The sequence below is a fragment of the Yersinia sp. 1652 StPb PI genome (assembly GCF_041538345.1).
Taxonomy (GTDB): domain Bacteria; phylum Pseudomonadota; class Gammaproteobacteria; order Enterobacterales; family Enterobacteriaceae; genus Yersinia; species Yersinia enterocolitica_E.
Genome location: NZ_JAULSM010000001.1, coordinates 1,861,944 through 1,875,895 on the forward strand (window position 1 = coordinate 1,861,944; position 13,952 = coordinate 1,875,895).

A 13,952-nucleotide genomic window follows, 5' to 3' on the forward strand; every position below is an offset into this window, starting at 1 on the left:
CAGCAGAGCGCGGGGAATTGTGGGTGTAGTTCGCCGTAAGTGGGGCCGCGTATGACTAACCCTGGCTCAACTACAACAAATCCAATCCAATTACTTGATCGTTATTACAACGATAAGCGCGGCGTTCGTGTTCACGTCATTCGCTATGACAGCACCACAGGCGAGGTTATTTACCTGCGTGATGGTTATGAGCATGGCGAGTTATCAAAGCCTATCAAGCGGTTCAGAAAAGAATTTACACAGGTGGATGTATGAGCGTAAAGCTATCCAGTTATGTATGGGACGGCTGTGCGGCTGCTGGTATGAAGATATCAAAGGTGGCGATCATGGCCCGTCTTGCTGATTTCTCTAATGATGAGGGGGTGTGCTGGCCGTCAGTGACGACGATTGCCCGGCAGATTGGGGCAGGTGAGAGCACTGTTCGTACTGCCTTGGCTGATCTGGAAACGGATGGCTGGTTAAGCAAGAAAGCCCGCCGTGCCGGTAATCGCAACGCCAGTAATGTTTATCAGTTGAATGTTGCCAAACTTAAGGCTGCTGCTCATGCGTCAGAATCTGACACCTCAAAACCTGACGGGTCAAAATCTGACGGCTCAAAATTCGACGGGTCAGAATCTGGCAATAATGGGACTTTTGACCCGCCAGAATCTGGGGGCGATCCGTCAGTAAATTCAACACCAGATCCATCAAGTATAAAACCTACTTGTCAGCCGCCAATGGCGACCGACCCTGAAGTCGAAATTACTGATCAGGCCAAAGACGTTTTAAAACACTTGAACTTGACCACCGGCTCTCGGTACCAGACCAGCAAATCATCGCTGGAGAACATCCGCGCCCGACTGAAAGAGCAATTCACTGTTGCCGAGCTGAAACTCACGGTTGATTACCTCCACGCGAAGTGGGCTGCTGATTTGGATATGGCCGAGTATCTACGTCCTACAACACTTTTCCAGCCAACTAAATTCCCTGGATATCTTGAAGGTGCCAGCCGCTGGCATGCACACGGACGACCAGTCCGCAAAGATGGCAAATGGGTTAAGGCGAGCGGGGAATTACTGACTGGCGATACCACTCTGCGCGATAAAGCCTACATGCGGTTCATTGGTTCGGGCTTACCCGTTCGTAACCCAACCCCACTTGAAACCATGGTCAGCAACGAGGCTAGTAAACTTGGTTTGCGCGGTATGGGGAATGGTTTTGGCGTGAGTAAGTGGAATGCCATCTGGAAAGAATGCAGCCAGCGCGTGAGCGGGGAGGCTGCGGCATGAGATACGGATCGGTGTGTAGCGGTATCGAAGCAGTAAGCCTTGCATGGGAACCACTTGGCTGGGCAGCTACATGGTTTAGTGAAATAGAACCATTCCCATCAGCAGTTCTGGCGTATCGCGGGCCAACAGTTACCAATCTTGGCGACATGACAAAGATTGCCGAGTTAGTACGCTCCGGAAGTGTAGAAGCCCCAGACATCCTTATCGGTGGCACCCCTTGTCAGGCGTTCAGCATTGCTGGCCTGCGTAATGGTCTGGCAGATGCCCGAGGCCAGTTAACTCTTTCATATGTGGAATTAGCCGATGCAATCGACGACGCGCGCCGCGAACGTGGCGAAAAAGAATCAATTATCGTCTGGGAAAACGTGCCGGGCGTCCTCAGTAGCAAAGACAACGCATTCGGGTGTTTTCTTGCAGCACTTGCCGGAGAAGATGAGCCACTTGTCCCATCAGGGGAAAAATGGACGAACGCTGGTTATGTGTCTGGACCCAAAAGAGCAATCGCGTGGATCATCAAAGACGCCCAATATTTAGGAGTGGCCCAACGCCGCCGTCGTGTGTTCGTTGTCGCAAGTTCTCGAAAAGACGTTAATCCCGCGCAAGTATTATTTGAGTTCGACGGCTTGCGCAGGGATTTTGCGCCGAGCAGAGAATCGGGGAAAGCGGTTGCCGCCCTTACTGCAAGTGGCGTTGGAACATGTGGCGCAGACGACAACCAGGCAACAGCAGGTCATTTAGTCTTAAGTAAAGCATTCAGAATGACTGCGCTGGGTGAATATGCCGACGATGATACAGCCTCTACATGCAAAGCAAGAGATTACAAAGATGCAACCGATCTGGCTATAGCATTCAATTGGCAGGCTGGCGGCAATACCTCGTCAACGCTTGGATTTAGCGAAATTAGCGGAGCACTACAATGTAATAATATTCCTGCGGTTCTTTTCCAGAAAGAGCAGCAGAGCATATGTATCGATATTCCTCTCTATGCATTCAGCTATAAAGATTATGGCGGTGATACCTCAGTTGATATCTCCCCGACATTACGAGCGGGAAATAGTTGTGAAAGTAATGCAAATGGTGGGCAACCGCCGGCAATTATTGATGGTATGGATGTTCGCCGCCTGACCGTTGTTGAATGTGAGCGTCTGCAGGGTATGCCGGACAACTACACTCTCATTCCCTATGGTCGTGCTATTCGCCCTGAAAAAATGGCAAAAGACTATGCGAAGTATCTTATGCGGGGGGGCTGGACAAAGAGCCTTGAGGATTGCTGTCATGCTGCGGCTGATGGTCCAAGATATAAAGCGATCGGCAACAGCATGGCTGTCAATGTCATGCAATGGCTCGGTCAGCGAATTGCTGCTGTGTTACCACCCCCGCTCTACGATGTTATTTACGCCGATCCGCCTTGGCAGTATGGAAGTAAGCCCAATCGTGGTGTGAGTCTGGAATATTCCACCATGTCTTTAACAGAGCTTTGCACAATGCAGGTTCGTGGGATAGCCAGTCAAAATGCTGCGTTGTTCATGTGGGTAACTGGCGCAATGGTGTCCGAGGCGCTAACTGTCGGTGCTGCTTGGGGCTTTAAATTCATCCGTATCGATAAGGTATGGGAAAAGAAGAAACACACTGGTAGTCGGCACGGTGTGGTTGGCCCGTGGGGAATGAATGACGCTGAGTTTTTACTTCTATTCACTCGAGGAAAAGTCTGCAGCAACCAGACTGAACGCAATCAGTACACCGTCTATGAAGAAAAATATACCGGTACCCACTCGGGGAAACCTCATTTCTTCCGTGAACAGATCGAGCGCCGATTCAAAAATGCTCGTCGCATAGAACTGTTTGCGCGCACTTCATCGCCCGGCTGGGACGTTTGGGGTGATCAAGCCCCGAATGCTAAATCTTTGGCCCTGCTCGAACCGGAGGAAGCCGAATGAAACTCATCCTGCCATTCCCACCGTCAGTTAATGGCTACTGGCGAGCCCCAAATAAGGGGCCGCTGGCTGGCCGCCATCTAATCAGTGTCGACGGTCGCAAATACCGCAGTGAAGCATTGGCTTGTGTGCTCGAGCAATTACGGCGGGTACCGAAAGCCATTACTGGCCATGTAGCCGTAACTATTAATGTTTACCCACCAGATCGGCGCATAAGGGACATGGACAACTACCTGAAAGCACTTCTTGATGCCTTGACGCAAGCCGGAGTGTGGGCAGACGACAGCCAGATAAAGCGGATGTTATTGGAGTGGATGCCTATGACTAAGGGCGGGAAGGTAGAAATACAGATCAGCGAGGTACATGTATGAATACTTACGTAGGTGTTACCGCATCGGTTGTGACGATGAGCAGCCGTGAAATCGCTGCACTGGTGAACAGTAAGCATGGTGATGTTAAGCGATCCGCAGAACGTCTATGCGCTGCTGGTATTTTAACCGCGCCGTTGGCGCAGTTCGATTTTGAGCACAACGGTAACCAGTATTTTGAGTATCGGTTCAATAAGCGCGATTCTTTGGTATTAGTTGCCCGACTCTCACCTGAGTTCACAGCTGCGGTGGTTGACCGCTGGCAAGAGCTGGAACAGAACCTGATCCCCCAAACCTTGCCAGAGGCATTGCGCCTGGCTGCTAATTTGGCAGAGGAAAAGCAGCAGCTTGAAAACCAGCTTTCTATTGCTGCGCCAAAAGTTGAGTTTGTCGATCGCTACGTTAAGGCCAATGGCTCCATGACTTTCCGTCAGGTTGCCAAGTTGCTGAATGCCAAAGAGTATGAATTCAACTGTTTTCTACTAGATCAGCACATCATGTACCGCTTGAACGGCGCGTTAACGCCCCGCCAGCAACATAGCGCATTGGGGCGATTTGAAGTTAAAACGGGCACTAATACCCTAAATAATCATGCTTTTGCCCAATCCCGTTTTACACCGAAGGGCGTTAAATGGGTTGGTGGCTTATGGGCTGAGTATCTTGCAAAGAAAGGTGCCGCATGAGGGCATTGTTAACCCCATTTATCCAGCAGGAACTTGGTGTTGTGATATTGAAGCCAGGTGCTGAACTGCTGCCATATTTATCTGGACGCTTGCTGGTGGCCACTGAACCGGAGGAATTTAAAGCACTTCCATCAGGTCGGTTACCAACAACCGATCAGCAACTGGCTAATGATCCGCGCTTGCTGCCATTCTTTGAACAGGAACGAGTTATCAATGCTGCTGGTGGGCCTCGAGTACTGGAAGCATGGGTTAAGCAGTTGAAAGAGTGCCAATGGCATGATCCGGATGATTCCCACGTTCAAAATCTCACGATATTGCGCTATGGCCAACGGTCGATTCGTTTGTGTTGGCATCATGATAATAAGTTGAGAGAGCATACACTTCCCCGATTGAACCAACTGGCGACCAGCAATCTCATCACCTGGATAATATCGACAATATGCAGTTATTTTCGGCTTCCTGAGGGCCACCAGCTCACTATGCCGGAATTATGTTGGTGGGCTGTCGTTAATGAGGTTTCCGACTTGCTCCCCGACTCAATTGCTCGAGCAAGTTTGCGGATGCTACCAGCAGTGATGAAATCAGGGCCAACGAGGGAGAGTGATATCACTTGGACGCCAAACCCGACACAAATCATTGAAACCAAAGTGGAACAGGTTAAGAAGGTGCTGGCGCTAAAGATTGATGATGAGCCACCAGCCAGCTTTATGCGTATTCCGAAGCGGCATCGATGGGAGAACAAGAAGTGGCTCAAGTGGGTTAAATCCCAACAGTGCTGCGGGTGTGGTAGTTCAGCGGATGACCCTCATCACATCATTGGGCATGGGCAGGGTGGTATGGGTACCAAGGCCCACGACCTATTCACCATTCCTCTATGCCGCCTCTGTCATGACGCACTGCATGCTGATATGCGTGTGTGGGAAGCGGAGCATGGAAGCCAAATTGAGCTTTGGTTTCATTTTATGGATCGGTCTATATCGATCGGGGCAATGGCCTCATGGCCTTAATTGTGTGGAGTAAAACTATGAATTCAGTAAACGGAATGCGGACCGGTTACAGCAGTTTGGAGACATTAGCATGAGAGACATTTCTTTAGTTTTGGCCCGCTGGGGCGTTTGGGCGCGTGATAATTCCGGTACTGATTATTCATCTATAGCGGCGGGATTTAAGGGGCTATTGCCAGTTACATCGAGTCGTAAAGAATCTTGTTGTGATGATGATGGTCTGATCGTTGATGCCGCCGTAGGTCAGCTAAAAGCCCGGCGACTGACGCATGAATACTCGCTGATATGTCTACATTACATTTATGGCGTTTCAAAGCGTCAAATAGCGAAGCGATACAAGGTATCCGAGGGCCGAGTTCGCCAGCAGATGCAGGTCGCAGAGGGTTTTGTCGATGGTTGCCTAGCAATGACTGGCGCGGTTCTTGAGATGGACCCTTATACCCAAATCCAACATATTCATGAAAATGATAAAAAAGGATTAGTGCGCTACGCATAAAGTGTTCTAGTGTGATAAGAGTTGGTTGTGCAGTAGCGCTTATCCAGTCAAACAAACCTCGCCTTTGTGCGAGGTTTATTCGCTTTAGCGCCTATTAATGAGCTTAAGCCACGGTTATGATTTGTTTTTCATATTTATAGGTATTGCATAATGGCATGGCAAGGGATTCCATTTATACCGGAACACATTATTTCAAATAGTTATCTTGCTATTAGTAAAGTTCCTAAAATAATTATTGACTCTGGATTTGCTTGGGAAGCAGTAATTGCAACAGTTGCTGGTTCTTTCATCGCTGGAGCAATCCCTGCTTTGATTGCATGGAAATCAATAACAAATAGTAATAAACTGCTGACATCTCAACTTAAGCTCACTCAGAGTATTGAGATGAATAATAAAATTAGGGATTTTAGTGCACAGTATGCGGCTGAAGTTGAAATTATCGGTTCGCTGATGCTTGCCAAGCGTAAAGTTCTTATTGCCGCTGGTAAAAGTATAGAAATGCAAGATGTCTCTGAATTATTTGAGGCTGCAAGAAAGTTAAACAGTTATACCAATTCAGTGCTTCTCCTACTTAACACTGATAATCCAGAATATAAAAGTATAGAAAAGAGTTTTAAAAATTGCGAAAGCATCATCCGAGAAGCAACTAAAAAAGAAATTCCTCTCGATGCAGTAAATCTACCAGGCATAGAAAACGCAATTAATGAATTTCTTAATAATATGCGTAGATATTTAAAAATTGAAATGAGTTATACGTAAAGTAATAGATTTTCTATTTCTACAATAGCTCAAAGGCTCACTTTGGTAGGCTTTTTGCATTTTAAAGGTATGCGGTCAGCACATTGGTAGGTGTTGACGCCGGAACCGTAACCGGCTTCAAATTATAGTTAACGGCATGAAAACGTTAACGTACGTGTTTTAAGGCTCACTCCGGTGGCCTTTTTATTTCTGCGGGGCAGTTGAGTGGCCCAACGTTATCTGGAGCAGCAGAATGATGAGTAGTGTTGGTCATTATCGTTTAATATCTTCAGGTAACCATTAAAGGATTAGATATGAAGCGAACAATTCTTCTGTTACTGATAGCTTCCAGCCCCGCATTATCTTCGATTTCTAATGTCGACAAAGCAGCTACAGATTTATGCGAAAGTGAATGGAGTATGGCCGAAAGATGGGGTTCTACTGATGCTAGCATTGTCTCTATAGTCGATGATGAAATGAGCAAGTTTAAGCGACTGGGTTATTCATACTCAGATTTTGGAATAGATGAAAAAGACTACAGAAAAGTTTCGGTAGAGGGTGGAGAGCCCATGCGGAAGCTTTACAGCTCGTTGAGTTCCCCATTCGCTGAAACTAAAGATTTTTTCCGCAGCCGTCAGTTTCCTGTATGCATGCATAACGTTAAAGAGCGCTTAGCTAAGCAATAAATATTAGAATTCCAAATACCTCAAAGGTCCCTTTAAGTGGCCTTTTTTCGTTTTAGCCCATAAGTCACCCAATCAACTCCACACATATCACTGCTAATGAGTGGCTGCACTGGTGGGCTAAATTCCCCACATATAAGGAAACCATCATGTCGGAACCGATCACCAGCACCGGAGCCGCCACTGCAACTGTTACTGGCGTTACTTTTATCGGGCTGTTATCGGGGCTGGATGCTGGTGTTGTTGTGGGGGCGTTCGCTGGCGCTGCTGTATTCGTGTTATCAGCGTCAGACTTCTCTCTGTTTAAGAAACTGTTTCTATTTGGCTTGTCATGGGGTACCGGTGTGTTATCAGCCCCTTTCATTACATCGTGTATTAACTTCCTAACACCTAATGAAGTTAAAGCCGCTGAGCCGGTTGGCGCAATGGTTGCTGGTGCTGTTGTCATACGTCTATTGATGTGGGCAAACAAAGAGTCAAAGAACCCCGGCAATATCATCGACCGCTTTAGAAGTGGTGGGGGAAAGCCAGATGAATAATTATCTGCTGACACTTGATGCTATTGCCTGTGCGGTGATAGCTGCCCGTTTATTTGCTTACCGCCGACATGGTGCTACTTATCGACCGATAGCCTCAATTTTTGCTTATGGTCTGATGGTCGCTAGTGCTTCGGTCACTATCAGGATCTTAACGGGCGATTACAACCACGCCGACTGGTCCGAAACTCTTATTAATATCAGCATGGCTGTGGCAATTGTTGCTGCAGGTGGAAACGTCATGCGCTTCTCTAAACCTGCGAGACTCAAACCATGACAAATTACAGATTTAGTACCCGTAGTGAGAATAACCTCAAGGGAGTTAACGCTAACCTGGTGAAAGTAGTTCGCCGCGCTTTGGAGTTATCAGCGGTTGATTTTACGGTGATCGAAGGGGTGCGCACTGTAGCGCGGCAAGAGCAACTATACGCTCAGGGAAGAACGGCGCCCGGCAAAATTGTCACTTGGACAATGAGATCTAAGCATATCGATGGCAATGCTGTCGATTTATTGCCGGTAACCGGCTGGGACAACTTATCTTATTTTAAAGCTGTATCCAAAGCGATGTTTCAAGCTGCCAGTGAACTGGGTGTGAAAATTACTTGGGGTGCCGATTGGAACGGAAACGGCATTCAAGAGAAGGGAGAAACGGATAGTCCTCACTTCGAGATATCTGCATGAAAGAAATCCTATTGAGATTGATAGCCGTCGCACTGACGATTTCAGTTTTAGTCGGCGGCGGGTACTGGTGGGGCAGCGATAGCAAAAATTCGGAATGGTTACTCAAATGGACTAAGCGCGATAAATCAGACCTAACGGCAGAGCTAGCCGCCAAAAAGAGTGCCACCGAAAAAGAGGCCCAACTTCAGGCATCACAATCAGCCGGATTAAAGGCATATCAACAAGGGGTAGTAGATGCTGAGAACAAAGCAAAAGGCACTATTGCTGCTTACCGTGCTGGCAATATCAAGTTGCAAAAGCGTTTCGAGTGTCTCGCCGCTTCAGTTGGGGATATGCCCGTTACTCCCGCCAGTGGACAGCTCACTGATGCAGCCAGAGACTGCGGATTTTCAGACGCAGATGTCGGGTTTCTTATTTCAATCGCTGAACGAGCCGATAAGTTAGTCGAGAAGGTCACCGCGCTGCAAAAGGTTGTCACTGACGACCGCCGAATAATCAATGGTAGTAAATTCGAGTAGGTGGCATTGATGCACAAATTTCTATCAGTGCACACAGCTTAACAGTATCTAAACGGCGTTGATAATTTATAAATAAAGCCTTGATAAGGCCATTATTTAACTGTATAAAAAAACAGTACAACTAATTATTATTAATAATAATTCATTAATAATTAACAGGTTAATTAAATCATAAGGATTGAAATATGAACGTTCGTTTAGCTGTATTACTTATTGCCGTTGCATCATCATTTTCTGCTGTAGCCGCTTCAGAGAGTGACATTCAGGATGCAAAAGTTATCACTGTCACTACTGATGTCGTGTCGGGTCACCTTAATATTGCCAATGGTCGTAACTGCTTGTCTGAGAATGCACAGGGAAAGCCGGCACTGTTAGCTTGTGAGAGCGCAGAGAAAGTCAGCCCTGAAAAAAGTACTGTTCGTTACATCGTACTGAAAAGTGGACAGTGCTTGTCAGATGAAGGTGGCAAAACACCGGTCATGGCCGTCTGTGATTTTCAGGATAAGAAGCAACAGTGGACAGCCCTTCAAGGTATTGGTACGGATGTCCGTAATATGGCATCAAATAAGTGCCTGACGACCGCAGGGCTGGACAAGCCGGTGACGATGGCTGCATGTGCTGGCCTGCCAGCTCAGAATTGGACATTACCTCAGTAAAGTAGCATTACAGGTGGCATTCATTGAGTGCCATCGATAATGCAATGCGTTTAGAATTATTTTAATATTCAATATGTTACAATTATTTAATTGTTGACGTAACATCGATTTGATGAAAAAGTAGCAGCGAAAACACAGGAGAAATCATGAATACAATCTCTATACCGTTACTTGGAATTCAATCGGCTCAATACCGAAACTCTGGCAATCAACTAGTTATTGATAGGGAAAAAATTAATTCGATTCCTCAATTTATGTTGGAGCACAGGCCGATTTACTCAGGGTATTTAGATGGGAATGAAGCTGTATTTAGTGTTGAGCGTTTTCCTTTTAATGAAATATGTCTTGTCAAAAAATAGTAAGGTCATATGAGATGCTTCGGCACACCTACGCCACTGGCCTAATAAGCCGGTGGTTTTTCTTTTGGAGTAATGCCATGAAGACCAGCAGCATTTATAGCAGTCCGTGGCAAAAAGCCAGACTCACATTTCTTCGCAGCAACCCTCTCTGCGTTATGTGCAACCAGCAGGGCAGGAAGACAGCAGCGGTCGTTGTGGATCACATCAAGCCACACCGGATGAAAGAAGCCAAGACCCCCGATGAACTAAAGAAAGCACAGAAGCTCTTCTGGGATAAAGGGAACTGGCAGCCATTGTGTAAGCAGCACCATGATTCAACCAAGCAGCGGCAGGAGAAGAGAGGCTATGTGGCGGGCTGTACCGCTGATGGCATACCGATTGACCCCAATTCACATTGGAATAAATGAGAGTGACTATCATTTAACCAATGGTGTGAATGGGAATAAATATCATCGGGAGGGTGGGTCGAAAGTTCCCACCTCTTCGCTCTCCATACCGCCAGCCCTCATTTCTGTGCACAACCGCGAATTGAAAACTTTTTTTTGGGAGGTTTTCCATGGCTGGACGCCGACCAAAACCGACCCACTTGAAGGTGGTCACCGGTAATCCGGGCAAGCGCCCACTGAATAAGAATGAACCTCAACCAGCTCGAGAAATTCCAAGCCCTCCCTCTCATTTAACTGATTGGGGTAAGGCGGCTTGGGGGCGACTGACTTTACTGCTGGATCAGATGGGTGTGTTGACCGTTGCCGATACCATGGCGCTGGAACGCCTTTGTGATCTGTATGCGGAAATTTTACGGTTGCGCCAGCAGATTGATATAGAAGGTAACACCTACATGACCAAAACCCAGATGGGGGACTTCCTCATTAAAGGGCACCCTGCCGTAGGGCAACTTGCCGATGCGGATCGCCGCTTCAAAGGTTACTTAATTGAATTCGGCCTTACCCCAGCCGCGAGATCAAAGGTGAATGTGAATGGCGGAGAAAAAGAAGAAGACCCGCTCGCCCAGTTCTTCGGTTGATCCAGTAACACAATATGCAACTGATGTGACGTCAGGGAAAATAGTTGCAGGTCCCGACATTCGACATGCCTGTAAAAGACATTTGCGGGATCTGGAGTTTGGCCCCGAACGCGGGTTAGTTTGGGATGTAGAAGCTGTCTCCCGTGTTATCGCTTTCTTTGCCAACGTATTAAAACTCAATGGCGGTGACCACGAAGGTAAACCGTTTATTTTGTTGTCATGGCAATGCTTTGTTATTGGCTCAATTTTTGGCTGGAAATCCAGTGATGGCAGCCGCCGTTTTCGCATGGTGTATGTGGAATCAGGCAAAGGTTCCGGCAAATCACCACTGGCTGGGGGGGTTGGCCTTTACTGCATGATGGCCGACAAAGAACCTCGGGCCGAAGTTTATGCGGCGGCGACCAAAAAAGACCAGGCCATGATCCTATTTCGAGATGCCGTCTCGATGGTCGATCAGTCCCCCGCACTAACACAACGAGTGGTTAAATCCGGTACTGGCTTGAATGTCTGGAATCTGGCATTCCTACAAACCGGCTCATTCTTTAAACCCATCAGCTCGGACGATGGACAATCGGGTCCGCGCCCCCACTGCGCGCTAATTGACGAAGTTCACGAACACAAAACCAATCAGGTTGTTGAGATGATGCGCGCCGGGACGAAAGGGCGGCGTCAGGCTCTGATATTCCTGATCACTAATAGCGGTCACGATAAAACCAGCGTTTGTTATGACTACCACGAATACGGCAAAAAGGTCGCCAGCGGCGATCTGGAAGATGACAGTTTCTTTAGTTTTATCTGCTCACTGGACGAAGGTGACGACCCATTTAAAGACGAATCTTGCTGGGGAAAAGCCAACCCATCGCTAGGTCAAACCTTTGAACTCAAATACCTGCGCGAACAGGTGACCGCCGCCCGAGGGATGCCCGCCAAAGAAAGCATCGTGCGCCGCCTCAACTTTTGCGAATGGGTGGAATCAGCTACACCGTGGATCGGCGGTGATACCTGGATGGACTGTGAAGACGAATTCGATATTGAGGAACTGGCGGGAGAGGAATGCTATGGCGGACTCGATTTGTCAGGCTCCCGCGACTTAACCTCGCTGGCGCTGTTTTTCCCCAAGCATAACAAGTTGTTTGTCGAGTTCTGGACACCTAAAGACAGTTTGCTCGAGCGCGCCAAAACCGACCGAGTGCCTTACGATAAATGGTTAAAGGCTGGCTTTATCCACGCGCCTCCAGGTAAGGCTGTGAATTATGGTTTTGTTGCCCACAGAATCGGTGAGCTAACAGCCATGTTTGATATCAAATGCATCGCTTTTGACCAATACCGCATCAAATACCTTGAGCCTGAACTGGAAAGCAACTCGGTCAGTGTCGTTTTGGTACCTCATGGGCAGGGCTATTACAAAGCGCAGGAATCCGGCTTATGGATGCCGCGCTCCATTGAACTGTTTGAGGAAAAACTCAATAACAAAGAGTTGATTATCAAGCGTAACCCTTGCCTGCGCTGGAATGCAGCCTCGGCGGTACTCGAAGCAGACCAGAAAGATAACCGTATCTTTGCCAAGAAGAAAAGCACCGGCCGCATTGATGGCGTGGTTGCTTCTGCAATGGCAATCGGCGCTGCTGAAGATGCCGATATTGAGGAGGAGGGCGATCTGGATGGTTTCTTTGATAACCCAATAATAGTAGGTATCTAATGGCACGAAATAAACATCCGGGGCGCGTTAAAAGTGCGCTCCTTAACTGGCTTGGTGTGCCAATTAGCCTCACTACTGGCACCTTCTTTCAAGAATGGTTTGGCACCAGCAGCAGCGGTAAGGTGGTCACCGCCGATAAAGTCATTCAGTTGGCTGCAGCCTGGGCATGCGTCCGGCTTATCAGTGAATCGGTTTCGACTCTCCCCCTGAAATTGTATAAGCGGATGCCGGACGGCTCCCGAGGCACAGCAACCGATCACCCACTTTATCCGGTGCTATGCCGTAGCCCCAACTCAGAAATGACACCCTCGCGCTTTATGCTAATGCTGGTGGCCAGTATCTGTTTGCGGGGCAATGCGTTCATAGAAAAGAGAATGATTGGTGATCGTGTAGTCTCTCTTATTCCGTTACTGCCACAGAATATGGTAGTTAAGCGCCTTGATAACGGCCAGCTTGAGTACACCTATACCGAGAACGGTAAGAAGCGGGTTATTCCGGTTAAAACCATGATGCACATCCGGGGGTTTGGTCTGGATGGTATGTGTGGGTTAATGCCGATGAATACCGGTCGAGACGTGTTTGGTTCAGCCATGGCTATCGAAGAGTCAGCCGCGAAAGTTTTCGAAAATGGTATGCAAAACTCGGGTTTTCTTTCCAGTAAAGCAGCACTGAAAGATAATCAGCGAGAAGCATTACGCAAGAGTATTTCTGCGTTCACTGGCTCCAAAAATGCCGGTAAAGTCATGGTGCTTGAGGCTGATTTGACCTATCAAAGCGTTACCATGAATCCAGAAGACGCTCAGATGTTGGAGAGTCGGGCATTCAGTATCGAAGAGATTTGCCGCTGGTTTAGGGTACCGCCGTTTATGGTGGGACACATGACCAAACAAAGCAGTTGGGCTTCCAGTGTTGAGGGGATGAATCTCCTTTTTCTGAGCAACACCTTGCGCCCGCTGTTGGTCAATATTGAGCAGGAAATTGTCCGTTGCCTGTTGGCCGGTGATGAGGATTACTTTGCTGAATTCTCTGTTGAAGGTTTGTTACGCGCCGACAGCGCAGGCCGTTCTGCCTACTACACCACTGCGTTACAAAATGGCTGGATGAACCGCAACGATGTTCGCCGCCTTGAAAATCTGCCTCCGATCCCGGGCGGCGATATCTATACCGTGCAGCTTAACCTTGTTGCACTTGAAGACCTTAAATCACATAACGCTGTTGTTAAAGCGAAAGCCATCACTGAGCTTCACGGATACCTGTTCCCTGACATCCCGCTCGAACAGTCACCGCTAAAACAAGCCGCTTAGG

General features: G+C 47.9%; 19 protein-coding genes. All 19 read left to right on the forward strand.

Translation table 11 applies throughout. The features are described from left to right. Nucleotides 1-51 precede the first annotated feature (51 nt). Nucleotides 52-255, forward strand: coding sequence for a DUF4222 domain-containing protein (locus Q2T71_RS08565; protein WP_372558778.1), 204 nt, complete (start codon nucleotides 52-54; stop codon nucleotides 253-255). Continuing rightward, the gene (locus Q2T71_RS08570; protein WP_372558779.1) at nucleotides 252-1,268 is read left to right on the forward strand and encodes a conserved phage C-terminal domain-containing protein; all 1,017 of its coding nucleotides are present in this window, start codon (nucleotides 252-254) and stop codon (nucleotides 1,266-1,268) included. The genes Q2T71_RS08565 and Q2T71_RS08570 overlap by 4 nt, the downstream gene beginning before the upstream one ends. Then, on the forward strand, nucleotides 1,265-3,205 hold the full coding sequence (locus Q2T71_RS08575) for an MT-A70 family methyltransferase (protein ID WP_372558780.1): 1,941 nt from the start codon (nucleotides 1,265-1,267) through the stop codon (nucleotides 3,203-3,205). The genes Q2T71_RS08570 and Q2T71_RS08575 overlap by 4 nt, the downstream gene beginning before the upstream one ends. Beyond that, on the forward strand, nucleotides 3,202-3,573 hold the full coding sequence (locus Q2T71_RS08580) for a RusA family crossover junction endodeoxyribonuclease (protein ID WP_372558781.1): 372 nt from the start codon (nucleotides 3,202-3,204) through the stop codon (nucleotides 3,571-3,573). The genes Q2T71_RS08575 and Q2T71_RS08580 overlap by 4 nt, the downstream gene beginning before the upstream one ends. Then, nucleotides 3,570-4,253 carry a phage antirepressor KilAC domain-containing protein gene (locus Q2T71_RS08585; RefSeq protein WP_372558782.1) on the forward strand — a complete coding sequence of 228 codons (684 nt, stop codon included), beginning with the start codon at nucleotides 3,570-3,572 and terminating at the stop codon, nucleotides 4,251-4,253. Before Q2T71_RS08580 ends, Q2T71_RS08585 begins: the two co-directional genes overlap by 4 nt. After that, the gene (locus Q2T71_RS08590; protein ID WP_372558783.1) at nucleotides 4,250-5,260 is read left to right on the forward strand and encodes a DUF968 domain-containing protein; all 1,011 of its coding nucleotides are present in this window, start codon (nucleotides 4,250-4,252) and stop codon (nucleotides 5,258-5,260) included. Before Q2T71_RS08585 ends, Q2T71_RS08590 begins: the two co-directional genes overlap by 4 nt. A gap of 70 nt (nucleotides 5,261-5,330) precedes the next feature. Next, the gene (locus Q2T71_RS08595; RefSeq protein WP_372558784.1) at nucleotides 5,331-5,753 is read left to right on the forward strand and encodes an antiterminator Q family protein; all 423 of its coding nucleotides are present in this window, start codon (nucleotides 5,331-5,333) and stop codon (nucleotides 5,751-5,753) included. 150 nt (nucleotides 5,754-5,903) lie between these two features. Then, nucleotides 5,904-6,512, forward strand: coding sequence for a hypothetical protein (locus Q2T71_RS08600; protein ID WP_372558785.1), 609 nt, complete (start codon nucleotides 5,904-5,906; stop codon nucleotides 6,510-6,512). A 293-nt stretch (nucleotides 6,513-6,805) separates the two neighbouring features. After that, entirely contained in the window at nucleotides 6,806-7,177 is a 372-nt protein-coding gene (locus Q2T71_RS08605) for a hypothetical protein (RefSeq protein ID WP_372558786.1), read from the forward strand. A 146-nt stretch (nucleotides 7,178-7,323) separates the two neighbouring features. Next, nucleotides 7,324-7,713, forward strand: a complete 390-nt coding sequence (locus Q2T71_RS08610; protein WP_226717219.1) for a phage holin family protein — start codon at nucleotides 7,324-7,326, stop codon at nucleotides 7,711-7,713. Next, the gene (locus Q2T71_RS08615) at nucleotides 7,706-7,987 is read left to right on the forward strand and encodes a phage holin family protein (protein ID WP_372558787.1); all 282 of its coding nucleotides are present in this window, start codon (nucleotides 7,706-7,708) and stop codon (nucleotides 7,985-7,987) included. Before Q2T71_RS08610 ends, Q2T71_RS08615 begins: the two co-directional genes overlap by 8 nt. Then, on the forward strand, nucleotides 7,984-8,391 hold the full coding sequence (locus Q2T71_RS08620; RefSeq protein WP_372558788.1) for a M15 family metallopeptidase: 408 nt from the start codon (nucleotides 7,984-7,986) through the stop codon (nucleotides 8,389-8,391). The genes Q2T71_RS08615 and Q2T71_RS08620 overlap by 4 nt, the downstream gene beginning before the upstream one ends. Next, entirely contained in the window at nucleotides 8,388-8,909 is a 522-nt protein-coding gene (locus tag Q2T71_RS08625; RefSeq protein ID WP_372558789.1) for a DUF2514 family protein, read from the forward strand. The genes Q2T71_RS08620 and Q2T71_RS08625 overlap by 4 nt, the downstream gene beginning before the upstream one ends. 185 nt (nucleotides 8,910-9,094) lie before the next feature. After that, complete coding sequence (locus Q2T71_RS08630; protein WP_372558790.1) at nucleotides 9,095-9,565, forward strand: ricin-type beta-trefoil lectin domain protein; 471 nt, start codon at nucleotides 9,095-9,097, stop codon at nucleotides 9,563-9,565. 146 nt (nucleotides 9,566-9,711) lie between these two features. After that, complete coding sequence (locus Q2T71_RS08635) at nucleotides 9,712-9,924, forward strand: hypothetical protein (RefSeq protein ID WP_372558791.1); 213 nt, start codon at nucleotides 9,712-9,714, stop codon at nucleotides 9,922-9,924. A gap of 77 nt (nucleotides 9,925-10,001) precedes the next feature. Then, nucleotides 10,002-10,331: an HNH endonuclease signature motif containing protein gene (locus Q2T71_RS08640; RefSeq protein ID WP_045844189.1), complete on the forward strand. Its 330-nt coding sequence runs from the start codon at nucleotides 10,002-10,004 to the stop codon at nucleotides 10,329-10,331. A 149-nt stretch (nucleotides 10,332-10,480) separates the two neighbouring features. Next, complete coding sequence (locus tag Q2T71_RS08645; RefSeq protein ID WP_050882417.1) at nucleotides 10,481-10,948, forward strand: phage terminase small subunit P27 family; 468 nt, start codon at nucleotides 10,481-10,483, stop codon at nucleotides 10,946-10,948. Further along, complete coding sequence (locus Q2T71_RS08650) at nucleotides 10,902-12,647, forward strand: terminase large subunit (protein WP_372558792.1); 1,746 nt, start codon at nucleotides 10,902-10,904, stop codon at nucleotides 12,645-12,647. Before Q2T71_RS08645 ends, Q2T71_RS08650 begins: the two co-directional genes overlap by 47 nt. Continuing rightward, nucleotides 12,647-13,951: a phage portal protein gene (locus Q2T71_RS08655; protein WP_145577003.1), complete on the forward strand. Its 1,305-nt coding sequence runs from the start codon at nucleotides 12,647-12,649 to the stop codon at nucleotides 13,949-13,951. The genes Q2T71_RS08650 and Q2T71_RS08655 overlap by 1 nt, the downstream gene beginning before the upstream one ends. Nucleotide 13,952: the final 1 nt, after the last annotated feature.

Bases quoted from the DNA above. Each gene is read 5' to 3' on its own strand.
- Q2T71_RS08565 (WP_372558778.1), top strand. From the start codon at position 52: ATGACTAACCCTGGCTCAACTACAACAAATCCAATCCAATTACTTGAT.
- Q2T71_RS08645 (WP_050882417.1), top strand. From the start codon at position 10,481: ATGGCTGGACGCCGACCAAAACCGACCCACTTGAAGGTGGTCACCGGT.
- Q2T71_RS08630 (WP_372558790.1), top strand. From the start codon at position 9,095: ATGAACGTTCGTTTAGCTGTATTACTTATTGCCGTTGCATCATCATTT.
- Q2T71_RS08595 (WP_372558784.1), top strand. From the start codon at position 5,331: ATGAGAGACATTTCTTTAGTTTTGGCCCGCTGGGGCGTTTGGGCGCGT.
- Q2T71_RS08570 (WP_372558779.1), top strand. From the start codon at position 252: ATGAGCGTAAAGCTATCCAGTTATGTATGGGACGGCTGTGCGGCTGCT.
- Q2T71_RS08610 (WP_226717219.1), top strand. From the start codon at position 7,324: ATGTCGGAACCGATCACCAGCACCGGAGCCGCCACTGCAACTGTTACT.
- Q2T71_RS08605 (WP_372558786.1), top strand. From the start codon at position 6,806: ATGAAGCGAACAATTCTTCTGTTACTGATAGCTTCCAGCCCCGCATTA.
- Q2T71_RS08625 (WP_372558789.1), top strand. From the start codon at position 8,388: ATGAAAGAAATCCTATTGAGATTGATAGCCGTCGCACTGACGATTTCA.
- Q2T71_RS08635 (WP_372558791.1), top strand. From the start codon at position 9,712: ATGAATACAATCTCTATACCGTTACTTGGAATTCAATCGGCTCAATAC.
- Q2T71_RS08655 (WP_145577003.1), top strand. From the start codon at position 12,647: ATGGCACGAAATAAACATCCGGGGCGCGTTAAAAGTGCGCTCCTTAAC.
- Q2T71_RS08620 (WP_372558788.1), top strand. From the start codon at position 7,984: ATGACAAATTACAGATTTAGTACCCGTAGTGAGAATAACCTCAAGGGA.
- Q2T71_RS08575 (WP_372558780.1), top strand. From the start codon at position 1,265: ATGAGATACGGATCGGTGTGTAGCGGTATCGAAGCAGTAAGCCTTGCA.
- Q2T71_RS08650 (WP_372558792.1), top strand. From the start codon at position 10,902: ATGGCGGAGAAAAAGAAGAAGACCCGCTCGCCCAGTTCTTCGGTTGAT.
- Q2T71_RS08590 (WP_372558783.1), top strand. From the start codon at position 4,250: ATGAGGGCATTGTTAACCCCATTTATCCAGCAGGAACTTGGTGTTGTG.
- Q2T71_RS08600 (WP_372558785.1), top strand. From the start codon at position 5,904: ATGGCATGGCAAGGGATTCCATTTATACCGGAACACATTATTTCAAAT.
- Q2T71_RS08580 (WP_372558781.1), top strand. From the start codon at position 3,202: ATGAAACTCATCCTGCCATTCCCACCGTCAGTTAATGGCTACTGGCGA.
- Q2T71_RS08615 (WP_372558787.1), top strand. From the start codon at position 7,706: ATGAATAATTATCTGCTGACACTTGATGCTATTGCCTGTGCGGTGATA.
- Q2T71_RS08585 (WP_372558782.1), top strand. From the start codon at position 3,570: ATGAATACTTACGTAGGTGTTACCGCATCGGTTGTGACGATGAGCAGC.
- Q2T71_RS08640 (WP_045844189.1), top strand. From the start codon at position 10,002: ATGAAGACCAGCAGCATTTATAGCAGTCCGTGGCAAAAAGCCAGACTC.